13 protein-coding genes are annotated in these 15,372 nt (G+C 67.2%); 3 read left to right on the top strand and 10 right to left on the bottom strand.

The features are described 5' to 3' along the window. Positions 1-251: 251 nt before the first annotated feature. From JYG37_RS00885 to aceK, 5 genes are all read right to left on the bottom strand, one after another. Positions 252-1,523 carry a dienelactone hydrolase family protein gene (locus tag JYG37_RS00885; RefSeq protein ID WP_050017784.1) on the bottom strand — a complete coding sequence of 424 codons (1,272 nt, stop codon included), beginning with the start codon at positions 1,521-1,523 and terminating at the stop codon, positions 252-254. Between the two features lie 106 nt (positions 1,524-1,629). After that, complete coding sequence (locus JYG37_RS00880) at positions 1,630-2,067, bottom strand: YchJ family protein (RefSeq protein ID WP_050017785.1); 438 nt, start codon at positions 2,065-2,067, stop codon at positions 1,630-1,632. A 39-nt stretch (positions 2,068-2,106) separates the two neighbouring features. After that, a complete protein-coding gene (locus JYG37_RS00875; protein WP_050017786.1) occupies positions 2,107-2,784 on the bottom strand; it encodes an SDR family oxidoreductase in 678 nt (225 codons plus the stop codon). A gap of 111 nt (positions 2,785-2,895) precedes the next feature. Continuing rightward, positions 2,896-3,663: a carbonate dehydratase gene (gene can, locus JYG37_RS00870; protein WP_069620181.1), complete on the bottom strand. Its 768-nt coding sequence runs from the start codon at positions 3,661-3,663 to the stop codon at positions 2,896-2,898. A gap of 56 nt (positions 3,664-3,719) precedes the next feature. Continuing rightward, positions 3,720-5,537 (bottom strand): bifunctional isocitrate dehydrogenase kinase/phosphatase, encoded by a 1,818-nt coding sequence (gene aceK / locus JYG37_RS00865; RefSeq protein WP_050017788.1) that lies wholly within the window; start codon positions 5,535-5,537, stop codon positions 3,720-3,722. Between the two features lie 303 nt (positions 5,538-5,840). Between aceK and JYG37_RS00860 the strand changes: the two genes are divergently transcribed. The 3 genes from JYG37_RS00860 (at position 5,841) to JYG37_RS00850 (ending at position 9,060) form a co-directional block, all read left to right on the top strand. Further along, a complete protein-coding gene (locus tag JYG37_RS00860; RefSeq protein ID WP_050017789.1) occupies positions 5,841-6,917 on the top strand; it encodes an MBL fold metallo-hydrolase in 1,077 nt (358 codons plus the stop codon). Positions 6,918-6,993: 76 nt separating this feature from the next. Next, on the top strand, positions 6,994-8,781 hold the full coding sequence (locus JYG37_RS00855; protein ID WP_089488861.1) for an SWIM zinc finger family protein: 1,788 nt from the start codon (positions 6,994-6,996) through the stop codon (positions 8,779-8,781). 30 nt (positions 8,782-8,811) lie between these two features. Then, the gene (locus tag JYG37_RS00850) at positions 8,812-9,060 is read left to right on the top strand and encodes a DUF6429 family protein (RefSeq protein WP_176016579.1); all 249 of its coding nucleotides are present in this window, start codon (positions 8,812-8,814) and stop codon (positions 9,058-9,060) included. A gap of 13 nt (positions 9,061-9,073) precedes the next feature. On the opposite strand, the gene JYG37_RS00845 is transcribed toward JYG37_RS00850, so the two are convergent. The 5 genes from JYG37_RS00845 to JYG37_RS00825 form a co-directional block, all read right to left on the bottom strand. Next, entirely contained in the window at positions 9,074-10,726 is a 1,653-nt protein-coding gene (locus JYG37_RS00845) for an ABC-F family ATP-binding cassette domain-containing protein (RefSeq protein ID WP_050017792.1), read from the bottom strand. Positions 10,727-10,918: 192 nt separating this feature from the next. Then, on the bottom strand, positions 10,919-12,514 hold the full coding sequence (locus tag JYG37_RS00840) for an ABC transporter substrate-binding protein (protein ID WP_089488859.1): 1,596 nt from the start codon (positions 12,512-12,514) through the stop codon (positions 10,919-10,921). A gap of 421 nt (positions 12,515-12,935) precedes the next feature. After that, positions 12,936-13,709: an SDR family oxidoreductase gene (locus JYG37_RS00835; protein WP_050017794.1), complete on the bottom strand. Its 774-nt coding sequence runs from the start codon at positions 13,707-13,709 to the stop codon at positions 12,936-12,938. A gap of 19 nt (positions 13,710-13,728) precedes the next feature. After that, a complete protein-coding gene (locus tag JYG37_RS00830; protein WP_011694426.1) occupies positions 13,729-14,367 on the bottom strand; it encodes a thiol:disulfide interchange protein DsbA/DsbL in 639 nt (212 codons plus the stop codon). A gap of 70 nt (positions 14,368-14,437) precedes the next feature. Beyond that, positions 14,438-15,337, bottom strand: coding sequence for an SPOR domain-containing protein (locus tag JYG37_RS00825; protein WP_124556186.1), 900 nt, complete (start codon positions 15,335-15,337; stop codon positions 14,438-14,440). Between the last annotated feature and the right edge of the window lie 35 nt (positions 15,338-15,372).

Here is a 15,372-nt window from a genome sequence, read left to right as displayed (position 1 = left end):
GAAATATGGGGAACGATGATGGTGCGGGTTGGGCGGCGACGAGGGGCGGTCTTGCTTCGTGCATCGTCAGATCGACAGGGGCGCGGAAGGCCCGGACGGCTGGACGAGATCTGGCGCGAATTCAAGTCGATTGCTCGTAAAAACGAGCATTACGCGGTGCGTGCTCGATTTGACGAGCATGCGGCGGAGCACCGCGATGATCTTGAATCGACGGTGCGCAAAGGGGAAGCGAGAGGAACGACAGCCGAGCGTCAGCGCGAAGCCAGCGCGCGCGTATCGGTATCGCGGGTGCGATCGTCGCCGTTGTCGGCCGTCTGCGTCGTGTTGGCGTTCCACACGACGCGGTCGTTGACCGCATACAGCCGGCACGCGCCGGCGCCTTGCTTCGCGCAGTTGTCGAGCGCGAGCGCCATCGGGTCGTCGCCGCCTTCGGCCCACGACCACGCGCCTTCCGACGACACCGCGAACGCGCGGCTCGGATGCTGGTTCAGGAAGCGGCGATAGCCTTCGCGGCCGGCTTCGTCGACGTACGGCACCGCGTTGACCGCATCGATCGACGCGTAGCCGGTGGCCTTCGGCTCGTGCGGGTCCGCGACCGCATAGCGCACCGCGGTCGGCAGGTTCAGTTCGGCGAGGAATGCGTTCACGGCCGGCCACCACACGGGCACGCCGTCGCGATCGACGATCAGCCGGTGCGCATCGTCCTTGTAGCGGCCGAAATCGATGAAGCGGGCCTGCGTGCCGTGCGACACGTACGCATCGTGCATCTGCGCGACCAGCGCGGGCGTCCACACCGAATCGTTGTCGCCGTACAGCCACAGCGACCGCACGGCCGTATGCGCGCCGTAGTGGTCGAACGCGTCGACGAGGTTGCGCTGCCAGCCGTCGCACAGGTCCTGGCGCAGCCCGCCGGAGAAGTTGATGATGCCGCGCACGCCGGCCGCGGCTTCGGTGCCGTACGCGACCGACGCGAGCCCGCCGTGCGACGTGCCGGCGACGACGATGCGCGACGCATCGACGTACGGCTGGCGCGACATGTAGCGCACCGTCGCATCGACGTCGGCGGCCTGCGCGAGGCCGTTCTTGCCGACGTTGCAGCCTTCCTGCTGGTACGTGCCGTCGGAACCGGCGAAGCCCTGGCGATTCGGCGCGATCACCGCATAGCCGCGGCGCACGAATTCGCGCGCGAACGCGAGCGGCCGGCTGCGCGGCTGCAGATGGAGATCGCCGGTATTTTTGCCGTGGTTGAAGACGACGAGCGGGAACGGGCCGGGGCCGTTCGGCTTGAACAGCGTGGCCTCGAGCGTGATGGCGCCCGACGCATCGGCCGGAATGCGAAGGATCTGCTCGTTGAGATCGGCGGCGACCTGCGGCAGGTTCGAGTCGGCGTAGTCGAAATGCTCGGCATGAGCGAGCGACCCGCTGGCGCCCGCACCCGTATTGGCGCTCGGCAGCGTACCGGCCTGAGCGGCCGACAGCGCACACGCCGCCATCCATCCCACCAATACCTTGCTGAACGCCATCCGTAAGCCCTGCCATGCAACATGACCAAGTCGAGCCCATCGTAGCCCGACAAAATCAGGTTGTGCAATGCGGGAATTACCCGGCGTCTGACATGGCAACTATTTGTCAGCGTTCACTTACTTCGCCGTCGACATAGCGCCAGAATCCCTGCTCGTCGCGCTCGAAACGGCTCGTCTCGTGCAGCCGGTAAGCGCGTCCGCCGACCTTGTAGCGCGCCACGAATTCGACCTCCGCATGCCGGTCGTCGAGCGGTACGTGCCGTTTGACCGCGAGGCCGAGCCAGCGCGGCGCGTCCGGCGCGTCAGGGTCGGTGTCGAGATCGGGCGGGCAGGTGCGCGCGGCCCATGTCGCGCGCAGGTAATCGGTCGCGCCGAGCACGTACGCGCTGTACCGCGAGCGCATCAATTCGAGTGCGGTCGGGGCGGCTTCGCCGCCGTCGATGAAGCGGCCGCAGCAGGCCGCGTAGCGCGGTGCCGGCGCGTTGCCGGCGGGCGCGGGGGATGCGCCGCCGCACGGGCACGCGTCAGGTCGGTTCGAAATCATGCGCAATGTGAATTAACAACGCCCGGTTGCCGGCGCGGCTCACCAACTGAGCTCGATGCCGTCGTACTGGAAGAACCGGCCGTTCGCCTGAGACACGTCCGAACCGGATTCGGCGATCACGCGACGCATGCCGGTCACGCTCGTTTCCGGATCGATCGCGGCCTGCGCGCCGCCCATGTCGGTGCGCACCCAGCCGGGATGGAGCGCAATGCATGCGGCATGGCGCGTCTGCAGCGACGCGATGCGCAGCGCGTCGTTCAGCGCGGCCTTGCTCGCGCGGTACAGCCAGCCGGTCGTGCCGGTCGCCTCGGCGATGCTACCCATCCGGCTCGACACGACGGCCAGCACGCCGCGCGCGTCCTCGACGAGCGGCAGCAGGATCGGCAGCAACTGCATCGGCCCGCGCACGTTCGTATGCATCACCGCGTCGAAATCCTCGGCGGTGATCGTCTCGACGCCTTCGGTGCGCGGCCCGTACACGCCCGACACGAGCACGGCCGCATCGAGCCGCTCGCCGTCGAGCTTCCAGCCGAGCGCCGCGATCTGCGCGGGCTGCGCGATATCGAGCGCATGCGGCTGCGCGCCCAGCGCACGCAACGCATCGAGCGACGCCGCGTCGCGCGCGGTGGCGATCACGTTCCAGCCGTCGCGCCGGTATTGCCGGACGAATTCGCGGCCGAGGCCGCGCGATGCGCCGACGATCAATACGGTTTTCATGCCGTCGCTCCTTGGGTAGGCGCCGCCGAGGCAGTGCCGGTGTCAGATTCGTTCGATGCGCGCCGCGCCCGCGTGGCAGCCGCCGTCAGGCGACTGGCGCGTCACTGCACGTTACTGCGCATCGTCGCACGGCTTCAGCGTGGCGGCGACCGCCTGCGCGACGTCTTCGAGCTGCGCGGCGTCGGCCGCGACCATGTCGTTGTCGGGCGCGTGCTGGCCGCGTGCGGTCAGCGCCGCCACGCAGCGCCTGTAGGTGGCGTCGAGCGCGTCGAAGTTCGACACGGACATCCCGAGGTTGCGCATCCGGCCGTCGTGCACGCCGTACACGAGCCCGTGCACGGTGAGCGACTGGCCGCGCGCCCACGCGTCGTTGACGATCGTCGTGCGGCACACGTTGACGACCTGTTCGATCGAATTGAGCTCGATCAGGCGGCGATACCGCGCTTCGCCGACCGGCCATTCGTCGAGCAGCGCCGCATGGCGTTCGCGCACGTCCTGCACGTGATGCAGCCAGTTGTCGGCGAGGCCGACGCGGCGGTTGTGCAGCGCCGCGTTCACGCCCGAGCAGCCGTAGTGACCGACGACCATGATGTGCTTCACGCGCAGGATGTCGACCGCGAACTGGATCACCGACAGGCAGTTCAGATCGCTGTGGACGACCACGTTCGCGATGTTGCGGTGCACGAACACTTCGCCCGGCGGCAGGCCGATGATCTGGTTCGCCGGCACGCGCGAATCGGAGCAGCCGATCCACAGATATTCCGGCGCCTGCTGGTCGGCGAGCCGTGCGAAGAAATCGGGATCGTCGGCGAGCTGGCGCTTGACCCAGGCATCGTTATTGTCGAACAGATGTGAAAGCGGATTGTCTTGGGTAGTCATCGGTGTGGATTCCGTTGGCGGAAATCAAGTCGATATCGGATCGGGTGTTGCCGGCGTCAGGCGGCGCGCTGCGCGTCGCCTGCGCCGTCGTTGCGGCCCGTCGCGTCGAAGCGCGCGGGGTAGCGCACGCTGAAGCGCAGGGCCGTGTCGTACGGATAAAAATCGGGCAATTCGCCCTGCATCAGCTTGTCCTTGCTCGCCTGCCACAGCACGGGATCGAAAAAGTCCGCGTGATGCTTCATGAAGACGTCGCGCACGCGCGGGTCGCCGAGCAGGAACGGTCCGTAGGTCTCCGGAAAGATGTCGTGCGGGCCGACGGTATACCACGGTTCGCCGGACAGTTCGTCTTCCTCGTTGCGCGGCGGCGGCACGCGTCGCACGTTGCAGTCGGTCAGGTACTCGATCTCGTCGTAGTCGTAGAACACGACGCGGCCGTGGCGCGTGACGCCGAAGTTCTTGTACAGCATGTCGCCGGGGAAGATGTTCGCCTTCATCAGCTCCTTCACCGCGTTGCCGTATTCCTTCACGCCGTGCTCGACGTCCGCGTCGCTGCCGTTCTGCAGATACAGGTTCAGCGGCGTCATCCGGCGCTCGATGTACAGGTGCTCGATCACGAGCTTGTCGTCCTCGTACTCGAGCAGCGACGGCACTTCCTTCTCGAGTTCGCGCACGAGCGCATGATCGAGCCGCGCGAGCGGCAGCGCGACGCTCGAATACTCGAGCGTGTCGGCCATCCGCCCGAGGCGGTCGTGGCGCTTCACGAGCTGGTACTTCTCCATGATCTGCGCGCGCGTCGTTTCCTTCGGCGGCGGGAAGTGATCCTTGATGATCTTGAACACGTACGGGAACGACGGCAGCGTGAACACGAGCATCACGAGGCCCTTGATCCCGGGCGCGATGATGAAGCGGTCGCTCGAATGCGACAGGTGGTGCAGCAGGTCGCGGTAGAACAGGTTCTTGCCCTGCTTTTGCAGCCCGACCGACGTGTAGATCTCGGCCTTCGGCTTGCCCGGCATGATCGTGCAGAGAAAATCCACGTACGCGGACGGCACGCCCATGTCGACGAGGAAGTACGAATGCGAGAAGCTGAAGATGATCTGCAGCAGGTCGCGGCGCAGCAGCACGGTGTCGAGCGCGAGCACGCCCGGGCGCACGTGGCGGATCGGCACCGCGAACGGCAGCACGCGGTCGGCGTTGATGATGCGGCCGACGATGTACGCGCTCTTGTTGCGGAAGAACAGCGACGACAGCACGTGGATCTGGAAATTCGGCGCTTCGTCGAAGCGGCCGAATTCGTCGTCGATCGCCTGCATCACGCAGCCGATGTCGCGCGAGAGATCCTCGAACGCCGGCTCGAGCTGGAAGTTCGTGACGATGCGCTCGAGCGTGACCGCGAGCCCGTCGGTGCCCGGATAGTACGCGCGGTAGGTCGGCTTCGCGGCCGGCTCGTCGTTCTCCAGATACTCGGTCGAGATCGCCGGGCGCACGAAGATGAAATCGTTGCTGAAATACGAGCGGTGCAGGATCTTGCAGCACACCGAATTGAAGAAGGTTTCCGCGCACTCGGGCTGGCGGTGCGACGTGAGCAGCCCGATGTAGTGCAGCTTGATCTGCTGCCACACTTCGTCGTCGATGTTCTCCGCGTCGTATTCGTCTTCCAGCACCTCGACGCATTCCTTCACGCGATCGTCGTACGACGTGATCCGCTCGCGCGCGAGCCGCTGCAGCCCGTGCCAGTCGCCGCGCTCGAACAGCGTCTTCGCATCGACCGCCGCTTCGCGGAAGATCCGGTAATGGCGATCGAAGTATTCGAGCATCGTCTGCGCGACGTCGAAACCGATCTGCGACGACAGCAGTTTGGGGAAGTGATTCATCGCGTGCAGGCTCGTTCAAGGGGCTGTAAGCACCCGCCATTTTAGCGCCCAAGTCGGCGTTTCAATGACTTTCGGGGTGACGCGCGAGCGGCCGTCAATCGGCGTGTTGTTCGCCGTTGGGCGCCGTTCGGTGCATCTTCGCGTAAAGATACGGGTACGGAGCCGATTCTGACACGAACTTTTTTGCGGCGGGCCGGCGGTCGTCGAGAACCTGTTTCGCGCGACGGCGATAGAATCGACGCACCGCCCGCCGCGCCTGCCGCCGGCGCGCATTCGCACCGATAACGACGAGACGCCCCACCGATGAACGCCCTGGAACACCAACTCGACTATCCCTTCGCCGATACGCTGCCCGCCGCGGGCGACACGTTCGAGGTCGCGCCCGGCGTGCGCTGGCTGCGCATGCCGCTGCCGTTCTCGCTCGACCACATCAATCTCTGGCTGCTGCGCGACGAAATCGACGGGCAGGCCGGCTGGACGATCGTCGATTGCGGGATCTCGTCCGACGCGATCCGCACGCACTGGGAGCAGATCTTCGACACGCAGCTCGACGGCCTGCCCGTGCTGCGCGTGCTCGTCACGCACTGCCACCCCGACCACTTCGGCCTCGCGAACTGGCTGTGCGAAGGCGGCGACAAGGGCCGCTGGAACGTGCGGCTGTGGATGACGCTCGGCGAATATCTGTTCGGCTGCCTGATGGCGGCCGGCAACGGTTCGAACGCGGGCGGCGCGGCGGCTGCCGAGCACTTCGCGCGCCACGGGCTGACCGATCCGGCCGCGCTCGACAAGCTGCGCAACCGCCGCGGCTATTACTCGGACCTCGTGCCGGCCGTGCCGCCGCGCTACCGGCGCCTGCGCGAAGGCGACGCGGTGACGATCGGCGCGCGCACGTGGCGCGTCGTCACCGGCTTCGGCCATTCGCCTGAACATTGCGCGCTCCACAGCGAAGCGGACGGCGTGCTGATTTCCGGCGACATGGTGCTGCCGCGCATCTCGACGAACGTGTCGGTGTTCGATCTCGAGCCGGAAGCGAACCCGCTCGCGCTGTACCTCGAATCGCTCGGCCGCTACGAGACGATGGCGCCCGACACGCTCGTGCTGCCGTCGCACGGCAAGCCGTTCCGCGGCGTGCGCACGCGCATCGCGCAACTGCGCGAACACCACGATGCGCGCCTGGCCGAAGTGCGCGTCGCGTGCGCGGAGCAGCCGATGAGCGCGGCCGATATCGTGCCGATCATGTTCCGCCGCCGCGAGCTCGACATCCACCAGATGACTTTCGCGCTCGGCGAGGCGCTCGCGCACCTGAACCTGCTGTGGCTCGCGGGCGAGCTCGTGCGCGAGCAGGGGGACGACGGCGTGATTCGCTTCGTGCGACCGTGAGCATGCGCATTGGCGCAGTTGCGCGGCGCGCTTTGGTGCGATTTCCAGATCCCGATCCGAATACCCGTAGCGATCCATGTCTCGCAATACCTCTCTAGCCGACGTCATCACGCTCGCGGAAATACGCGCATTGGCCGACCCGAAATCCTTCGAGCGCGGTACCGCGTACTACCACGACGGCGCCGTCTCGCGGCTGACCGAGCGCGACGGCGAGCTGTCGGCGACCGTGCGCGGCACGTATCGCTATCGCGTCGAATTGTCGGTGGGCGACGACGACACGCTCGGCTACACGTGTAATTGCCCGGTGGGCGGCGAAGGCGCGTTCTGCAAGCATGCGGTGGCCGTCGCGTTGTCGTGGCTCGAAAACAGCGGAGAGGAAGTCTTCCGTGAAGCGGAGCGCGAGCCGTCGTCGAAGCCGCGTCGCAAGCGCAAGACGCAGACGGAGCTGATTCGTGACTATCTGGAGACGCTCGACGAGCGCGCGTTGCGGCACTGGCTGCTCGATGCGGCCGAGCGCGACCGCTCGTTGCGAGACAGGCTGCTGTTCGACGCACGCAGCGCGAATGTCGATGATGTGGCGAGCCTGCGTGCCGCCGTCCGACAACTGGCGCGCGTGTCGCGGCCGCTCGGCTGGGACGAGGCGCACACCTACGGAGAAGGCCTGTTCGAGCTCGCCGACATGCTGCGGCGGCAACTGACGAGATCCCATGCCGCGCAGGTGGTCGAGCTGGCGGAACTGGCGATTGCCGAGGCCGAAGCGAGTCTCGAGCAGATCGACGACTCGGACGGCAGCGTGGCGCCGGGGATTGAGGAACTCGCGGCATTGCATCTCGACGCATGCATTCAGACGCGGCCGGATCCGGTGAAACTGGCCGAACGCCTGTTCCGCCTGCAGGCCGGCGGGCAGTGGGATACGTTTCGCGACGTGGTGCCGGCCTATGCGGAAGTATTGGGCGATGCGGGTCTGACCCATTATCGGGAACAGGTCGAGGCTCGTTGGGCCGAGTTGCCGCCGCTGCTGCCGGGGCGGGACGATCGGGGCTCGTACGAAACGGCGCGCCTGAATCTCGAGCATGCGCTGGAGTCGCTGGCGAGGCACGATGGTGATGTCGACGCGCTGATCGGCATCTGGTCGAAGGATCTGTCCGCTTCGTACCGGTATGCGCAGATCGCGGAACTGTGCGCGGAGCACCGTCGATTCGATGAAGGGCTGGCCTGGGCCGAACGCGGAATGCGCGAGATGAAGGACCGGCACGACGATCGGCTGATGGGCTTCTGCATCGACGAATATTTGCGCCGGCGTGCGTTCGATCGAGCAGACGCACTGGCGTGGGAGCGCTTCGCGGACCACCCGACGGCCGACGCATTCCGTGCATTGATGAAGGTCGCAAAGCGGACGGGGCGGGACGCTACCGTGAAGGCGCGCGCGATCTCGCATCTGCAGTCTGCTGCTCGCAAGCGCGAAGCGGCCGGGAGGCCCGGCAACGGCGCACGACGCTGGGAACCGCCGCCGCGCACCGAGCTGGTGAAGCTCTTGCTTGCGGAGCGGGACGACAACGCAGCGTGGGCCGCGTTCCAGGAGGGGCCGGTCGAAGCCCTCGTATGGCCGGCGGTGGCCGCTGCGCGGGCGAAGACGCATCCCGAGGACGCGATCGCGCTGTATCACCGCTATCTGCCGTTCGCGCTCGACCATGGCGCGGGCAGCGCACGATACGACGAGGCGTTCGGCGTCGTGCGCGAAATTCGCGCGCTGCGCGTTGCGCATCGCCAGCAGACGGTATTCGACGACGAACTCGAAGCGATTCGCAAGACCTACCGCGCGAAGCGCAATTTCATCAAGCTGCTCGGGAAGCTCGACGCGTGATCCGGCTGACAGGCACGGGAGGGCATGGAAATGAATATCGATCTGCAGGCAGTCGACGACACCGTCCTCGCGCTCTTGCGTCTGACGCTGCACGACGGCAATCGCGCATGGAAAGGCTTCGATTGGGATGTGCTGAATCGGTTGCATGAGCGCGGGTTGATCGGCGACTCGATCAACAAGGCGAAATCTGTCCTCCTGACGGAGGAAGGCCTGCGGGAATCGGAGCGTCTCTTCACGCAGAAATTCGTCGTTTCGGGCGGTGCGCGCACAGATAAGTGATCGTCAGCGCCAATCACGCGGCGGGTTCGTAGCGCCACCCGTCGCGATGCCATTGCATCGTGTGCGTCGGTTCGAGCGCCGCGAGAAACGCGGCGTCGTGCGACGCGACCACGATCGCGCCGGGGAAGCCGGCCAGCGCCGCTTCGATCGCGCGCACCGATTCGAGATCGAGGTGATTGGTCGGCTCGTCGAGCAGCAGCAATTGCGCGGGCGTGCCGCGCCACAACGCGCAGGCGAGCGCGGCCTTCAGCCGTTCGCCGCCGCTCAGTTGCCGCGCCGGTTGCGTCGCGCGCGTCGCGTCGAGCTGCAGCAGCGCGAGACGGCTGCGCAGATCGCCTTCGGCGAGCGGCGTATCGAGCAGGCCCAGTTGCTCGACGATCGAGCGCTCCGGGTCGAGCAGCGCGAGCCGCTGGTCGAGATACGCGGCGCTCACGTGCGTCGTGCAGGTACCTGAGCGCGGCGCGAGCTCGCCCGCGAGCATCCTCAGCAACGTCGATTTGCCGCAGCCGTTCGGGCCCGTCAGCGCGATGCGCACGGCGCCGCTCGCCGACCACGTGATCGCGTCGGCGTCGCCCGCGACGCGCCACGGCAATCGCGCGCGCTCGAGCGTGAACAGCTGGCGGCGCGCGCTGACTTCCGTGCCCGGCAGCGAGACGAGCACCGGCGCGTCGGCTTCGATGCGCGCGGCTGCCTCCTGCACGCGCGTGTCGAGTGTCGCCTTGAAGTCGCTCTGATGACGCCGGACCGACCCCATGATCGCGCGCGCCGCGCCCTTGCGGCTCTGGCGCGCCATCGACGACAGGTTGGCCGTCTTCGCGTCGCGCAGCGAGGCGGCCGCGTGGCGCTGGATCGTGTCGTGTTCCTGTTCGAGCCTGCGCCGCACGCGCCCGCGCTCGGTGCGTGCATGGTCGAGCGCCGCGTGTGCGGCCTCCTGTTGCGCGTCGCGCTGCGCGCGGTAGAGCGCGTAATTGCCGCCATACGAGCGCGCGCCGTGCGGCGTCAACTCGACGATGCGCTGCACGCCGGCGAGCAGCGCACGGTCGTGGCTCACGATGACGACGCCGCCGCGCCAACCGTCGAGCGCCGCGCGCAGCCACGCGCGGCCCGGGGCGTCGAGATGGTTGGTCGGTTCGTCGAGCACGAGCAGGCCGGCGCCCGACAGCAGCGCGCCGATCAGCGCGACGCGCGCGAGCTGGCCGCCGCTCAGCGCATGCGCGGGCATGTCGGCGTGGACGTCGTGCAGGCCGGCCGCGTCGAGCGCCGTGCGCAGCCGCTCCGCGAGATCCCAGCGATCGCCGATCAGGTCGAAGTCGTGCGGCGTCGCACGACCGTCCGCGAGACGCGCGAGCGCGCCGAGCGGCGCATCGAGCGCCGCGATCTGCGCGACGGTCGGCGGGGCGGCGGCCGCGTCGTCGCGGTCGAGATCGTGCTGCTGGGCGACGTAGACGACGTGCGTATGTCGCTCGATCGTCCCCGCGCTCGGCGTGCGCCGCCCCGCGATCAGTTGCGCGAGCAGGCTCTTGCCGACGCCGTTGCGGCCGACGATGCCGGTCGGCGTGCGGTCGATGGACAGGTCGAGCGAATCGAACAGCGTGACGCCGTCGTCGAAGCGGAAGGAAACGTGATGAAGCGCGACGAGCGCGCCGGTGGGCGTGGCTGCAGCCATAAGCACCTCCAAAAATGCATGAAGACCTTCGCGCGCGGCGTGCGTGGCACGGGCGGCGAAAACATTTCGGGAAGGCTTAGTTGTTCACTTTGGCTGGCGTCCGGTATGAGGAATGAGCGCGCAGTGTAGCAAGCGCGGCGCGCGGGCCGCAAGCGAGCGGCGCGAACGCCGTCGCTTGCGCGCCACGCACGGTTACTGCACGGCGACCGTCGTGAAGTTCTGCCGGCCGAACGGACTCACGTGATAGCCGCTCACGTTCGTGCGCGTCAACGCGGCCGCGGTCGGGTAGCCGAGCGGAATCCACAGCGCCTGATCGTGGATGATCTTTTGCGCCGATTCGTACAGCTTCGCGCGCTTGGCCTGATCGGCGGTCGACTTGCCGTCGGCGATCAGCTTGTCGAGCTGCGCGTCGCAGAAGCGCGCGAAGTTGATGCCCGACTTCACCGCGTTGCAGCTGAACAGCGGCGACAGGTAGTTGTCCGGATCGCCGTTGTCGCCGGCCCAGCCCATGAACAGCATGTCATGCTGGCCGAGCTTCGCCTGCTTGATCAGCTCGCCCCATTCGATCACCTTCACCTCGGCCTTCACGCCGACCTTCGCGAGGTCGGCCTGCAGCAGTTCCGCGCCGACCTTCGGGTTCGGGTTCAGCACGCTGCCGGTCGGGCGCGTCCAGATGGTCGTCGAGAAGCCGTTCGGGAAGCCGGCCTGCGCGAGCAGCTGCTTCGCCTTCGCGGGATCGTACGCATACGGCGCGACGTCCTTCGCGTAGCTCCACGTGTTCGGCGGATACGGATTGTTCGCGGCCGTCGCGGTGTTGTCGAACACGACCTTCAGGTAGGTCGCGCGGTCGAACGCGAGGTTCAGCGCCTCGCGCACCTTGTCGTTGTCGAGCGGCTTCTTCTGCGTGTTCAGCGCGACGAACGCGGTCATGAACGCGGGCGTCTGCACGACCTTCAGCGCGCTTTCGCCCTTCGCGGCGAGCACGTCCTGCGGCTTCGGCGACAGCGCGATCTGGCATTCGCCGGCCTTCACCTTCTGCAGGCGCACCGACGGGTCGGGCGTGATCGCGTAGATCAGCCGGTCGACCTTCGGTTTCGTGCCCCAGTACGTCGGGTTCGCGTCGTAGCGGATCAGCGCGTCCTTCGTATAGCTCTTCAGCACGAACGGGCCGGTGCCGACCGGCTTCGCGTTCAGGTCGGCCTGCTTGCCGGCCTTCAGCAGCTGGTCCGCGTATTCGGCCGAGTAGATCGACGCGAAGCCCATCGTCAGGATCGGCACGAACGTCGCGTTCGGCTCGTTCAGCACGAATTTCACCGTGCTGTCGTCGACCTTCGTGACCGACTTCACGAGCTTCACGAGGCCCATCGACTGCGCATGCGGGAAGCCGCTCGCGCCGGCCACCTTGTGCCACGGATTCGCGTCGTCGAGCATCCGCGCGAACGTGAACACGACGTCGTCCGCATTGAGCGCGCGGCCCGGCTTGAAATAGTCGGTGGTCTGGAACGCGACGTTCGGGCGCAGGTGGAACGTGTACGTGAGGCCGTCGGCGCTCGCTTCCCATTTGTCCGCGAGCGCGGGTACGACTTTCTTCGCGGCTTCGTCGTAGGACACGAGCGTGTTGAAGATCACGTCGGCCGATGCGTTGGTCGTGACGAGCGAGTTGTACTGCACGACGTCGAAGCCGTCCGGGCTCGATTCCGTGCAGACGGTAAGCGGCTTGGCGGCGGCGAGGCCGGGGGCGGCAAGGGCGACCGCGAGCGCGGCCACGGCGAACGGCTTGACGTGCATAGGATCTCCCACGTGGCGTGTGTTTTTCGCTGGATGACGGAGGCAGGCGCGGCCCGGAAGCGGGCAGGGCCGCGCGGCTGGCGAATAGGATACCGTCAAAGCGCGCGACGCGTGAAAAAAGGCGTCGGAACGCAGCGAATTGACCGAAAAACGGCTGCGTTCGCGACGGAACGGGTGTTGATGCGGCGGAGCGGGTAGTGCGAGCGCGGCGTGGGAGGCGACGTTCCGGGTCGGGGCGAGGCGGGCGGCTGCGAATGCGCGACGGAAATGCGCGGCGCAGCGCGCTCAATGGAACCAACAGGTCGCCGCAGCGGTGCGACACGAGGGGAGAGATCCGCGCGGATTCGCGCGGTATGGCGATGCAGATCAGGCTGCGGCGCGACAGCGATCCGGCGAGACGCGCGCCGGATCCGCGACGCACTCAGTGCGCGCCGGCCTTCGGCTTGCGCGGCGCCTTTTCGAACAGGCGATCGTACAGCCAGCGCGGCAGCACGTGCAGCACTTTCGCGACGACGCCCATCTGCCACGGAATCACGCGGAACGCGTGCTGCCGAGCGATCGCGCGCGCCGCACGCGCGGCGAAGCGGTCGGCGTCCATCAGGAACGGCATCTTGTACGGGTTGTGCGCGGTCATCGGCGTGCGAATGTAGCCGGGCGCGATCGTCACGACGCCGACGCCGGCCGGACGCAGCTCGACGCGCAACGCTTCCAGATACTTGATCGCGGCCGATTTCGACGCGCTGTACGCGCCGGAGCCGGGCAGCCCGCGCACGCCGGCGACGCTTGCGACGCCGACCAGCGTGCCGTGGCGGGCGGCCGTCATCGGGCCGACGAACGGCTCGAACGTCGCGACCATCCCGTAGTAGTTGATGTCCATCACGTCGCGGAACGTGGCGAGATCGCCCTGGCCCGTGACGGCGCCCTGGCTGATGCCCGCGTTCGCGATCACGACGTCGGGGCAGCCGTGCGCGGCGATGAACGACGCGGCGGCCGTCGCGAGCGCGTCGGCGTCGCGCACGTCGGCGGAATAGACGGAGATGGACAGCTTCGGGAACCGCCGCGCGAACGCATCGAGTGCATCGGTGCGCCGTGCGACGAGCGCGAGCGTGGCGCCCTGGCGGGCGTATTCCTCGGCCATCGCGAGGCCGAGGCCGCTCGACGCGCCGGTGATGAAGACCTTCAGCGGAGTAGTCATGCCGGCGCGCGGGTGGGGATCAGAGCTTCTTGTCCTGAACCTGCTTCACGAGGAAGTCGAGCACCTGCGCGGTACCCGGGATGCTGTTCGTGTAAGCGGGGCCCGTCTTGTACTTGCCCTGGACGACGACCGTCGGCACGCCGTCGATCGCGTAGTCCTTCAGCAGCTTGGCCGACTGGTTCACCTCGCCCTGCACGCTGAACGAGTTGTACGCATCCATGAACTTCTTCTTGTCGACGCCTTGCGTGGCCAGGAAGTCGGCCTGCGCCTGCGGCGTGAGCAGATAGTTCTTCTGCTTGTGGATCGCGTTGAAGATCGCCGGCGTGACCTTCTCGGAAATGCCGAGCGCGGACACCGCGTAGAACAGCTTCGAGTGCGGCAGGAAATCGTCACGGAATGCGACCGGCACGCGCTTGAAGTCGATGTTGTTGCCCTGTTTCTTCACCCAGGCCTCGATCGTCGGCTCGAATTCGTAGCAATGCGGGCAGCCGTACCAGAAGAACTCGATGACCTCGACCTTGCCGGCCGGCGCGGACACCGGCTGCGGCGACTTCATCACCTCGAAGTCCTTGCCGGCGGCCGGCGCGGCAGGCGAAGCCTGCGCGAGGCCGGCGGCCAGGCCCAGGGACAGAAGGAGCGTGCTAAGTAGTTTTTTCATGTTGTGAACGTCGAATCAGTTGCTCGGGTTACGGAACGTAACGGGTTCTGCGTGGACGCGGCCGGTTGGCTTACTGCTTCGTGAAGCGGATCACCGCCGTGTCGACACCTGCATCGGACAGGCGCTGACGGGCCGAGTTCATATCCTCGAACTTCGAGAACGGGCCGACGCGCACGCGGAAGTAGGTCACGCCGCTGACGTCGCGCTTCGACACCTTCGACTCGAAGCCCTGGAAGCCGAGGCGCGCACGCTGCTGCTCGGCATCGCCTTCCGTCTTGTATGCACCGACCTGCAGGAAGTAGCCGGTGTTCGCGTCGTTCGCGGTCGGCGGCTTCGCCGTGGTTGCCGCGGCGGCTGCGGCCGACGACGTCGGCTTCGGCGTGTTCGCGGCCTGCTGCTGTTGCTGCTGCTTTTGCGCGGCGGCCTGCTGCGCCTGCTTCTGCGCGGCGAAGCGTGCGAGGTCGTCCTCGCCGCCTTGCTGCTGTTGCTGCTGCGCTTGCTGCGTCTTCTTCGGCGGCGGCGTGGTGTCGGCCGGCTTCGGTGCGACGGCGACGCCGTTGCCCGACGACGGATTGTTCGACGCGGCGGTGTTGTTCGAGCCGGTGGCGCCGTTCGTGTTGCCCGACGGCGGCACTTCGACGATCTGCGGCTCGGGCAGCAGGCCGTTCTGGGTCTGGTTCGCGGCCTGGCCGGGCGCGGTGTTGGGCGGCGCGGATTGCGCGGCCTGCGGCACCGGCTGGCCGGGCGTCTTGCCCTGCAGCGCGCGGTTCGGGTCGAACTGCTGCGGCTGGCTCGCGCCGTTGTCGGCCGGCGGCGGCGCGACCTTCGACACGAACGGCGACGGCGAACGCGTGATGTACAGCGCCACCACCACCGCGATCGCGAGGCCGACGATCAGGCCCAGCACGATTCCAAGAAATGTCCCTCCTGCTTGTTTCGATTGCTTCGAAGTTCGGCGTGGTTGTGCCATTGCTTGAGTCACCTGCAAAAAGAATCGTGAGAGGG

It is taken from the genome of Burkholderia sp. LAS2, from assembly GCF_018417615.1.
Lineage (GTDB): Bacteria > Pseudomonadota > Gammaproteobacteria > Burkholderiales > Burkholderiaceae > Burkholderia > Burkholderia sola.
Note: the sequence above shows the minus strand (reverse complement) of the source record. Positions and strands in the feature narration are given on the sequence as shown.

Excerpts from the sequence above, each read along its gene's own strand:
- JYG37_RS00885 (WP_050017784.1), bottom strand. The coding sequence starts at position 1,523 with ATGGCGTTCAGCAAGGTATTGGTGGGATGGATGGCGGCGTGTGCGCTG.
- JYG37_RS00880 (WP_050017785.1), bottom strand. The coding sequence starts at position 2,067 with ATGATTTCGAACCGACCTGACGCGTGCCCGTGCGGCGGCGCATCCCCC.
- JYG37_RS00875 (WP_050017786.1), bottom strand. The coding sequence starts at position 2,784 with ATGAAAACCGTATTGATCGTCGGCGCATCGCGCGGCCTCGGCCGCGAA.
- can (WP_069620181.1), bottom strand. The coding sequence starts at position 3,663 with ATGACTACCCAAGACAATCCGCTTTCACATCTGTTCGACAATAACGAT.
- aceK (WP_050017788.1), bottom strand. The coding sequence starts at position 5,537 with ATGAATCACTTCCCCAAACTGCTGTCGTCGCAGATCGGTTTCGACGTC.
- JYG37_RS00860 (WP_050017789.1), top strand. The coding sequence starts at position 5,841 with ATGAACGCCCTGGAACACCAACTCGACTATCCCTTCGCCGATACGCTG.
- JYG37_RS00855 (WP_089488861.1), top strand. The coding sequence starts at position 6,994 with ATGTCTCGCAATACCTCTCTAGCCGACGTCATCACGCTCGCGGAAATA.
- JYG37_RS00850 (WP_176016579.1), top strand. The coding sequence starts at position 8,812 with ATGAATATCGATCTGCAGGCAGTCGACGACACCGTCCTCGCGCTCTTG.
- JYG37_RS00845 (WP_050017792.1), bottom strand. The coding sequence starts at position 10,726 with ATGGCTGCAGCCACGCCCACCGGCGCGCTCGTCGCGCTTCATCACGTT.
- JYG37_RS00840 (WP_089488859.1), bottom strand. The coding sequence starts at position 12,514 with ATGCACGTCAAGCCGTTCGCCGTGGCCGCGCTCGCGGTCGCCCTTGCC.
- JYG37_RS00835 (WP_050017794.1), bottom strand. The coding sequence starts at position 13,709 with ATGACTACTCCGCTGAAGGTCTTCATCACCGGCGCGTCGAGCGGCCTC.
- JYG37_RS00830 (WP_011694426.1), bottom strand. The coding sequence starts at position 14,367 with ATGAAAAAACTACTTAGCACGCTCCTTCTGTCCCTGGGCCTGGCCGCC.
- JYG37_RS00825 (WP_124556186.1), bottom strand. The coding sequence starts at position 15,337 with ATGGCACAACCACGCCGAACTTCGAAGCAATCGAAACAAGCAGGAGGG.